Source organism: Vibrio sp. 2033, from assembly GCF_033339735.1.
Window position 1 is genome coordinate 1 of sequence record NZ_JAWOVC010000820.1, and the last position, 521, is coordinate 521.

1 protein-coding gene and 1 pseudogene are annotated in these 521 nt (G+C 45.5%); one reads left to right on the forward strand and one right to left on the reverse strand.

Annotation, left to right across the window (positions count from 1 at the left end):
• Positions 1-417 (forward strand): response regulator transcription factor (locus R7P74_RS29280; RefSeq protein WP_318124242.1); only part of this gene is annotated, 417 nt, incomplete at its 5' end.
• Between the two features lie 10 nt (positions 418-427).
• Here the strand turns inward: R7P74_RS29280 and R7P74_RS29285 are convergent.
• Positions 428-521 (reverse strand): annotated as a pseudogene (locus R7P74_RS29285) (LysR family transcriptional regulator); the annotation flags it as partial.

The window sequence follows — 521 nt, forward strand, 5'->3', positions numbered from 1 at the left end:
TTAGCCAAAAACATTTTAGCGACGGGCTATCGTGGACGACTGTTGTTTGTCTCTTCACGTGACTACTCTAGCCTTTCTAAAGCCGCTTACGAAATGGGCGCTAACGGCTTCTTAAACAAGAATGAAGCAAGAGAAACTATCGCCGATGCGATTGTGAGTGTGTCTCGCGGTTACTCGATGTTTAAGTCGACTCACACGCCATCATCGGGTGATGTGACGCTATCAAACCGCGAAGCTATGGTGTTCCATTACTTAGCGCAAGGCTACTCAAATAAGAAGATTTCTGAGCAGCTTTCACTGAGCGCTAAAACGATCAGTACCTACAAAACACGTATCTTGAAGAAGTACCACGCAGACTCATTGATTGAGCTGCTGCATACTATCCCTCAGTCAGAAAACATTCAGTTTTGCCGCTAAGCACTGAGAATTAAGCACTCATGTATTTTGCAATGACGCCAGTTAACAGCTGGTGCATTGCATCATGCCGGTGACTTTGCTTCATTTGCACCACAATCTTGGGC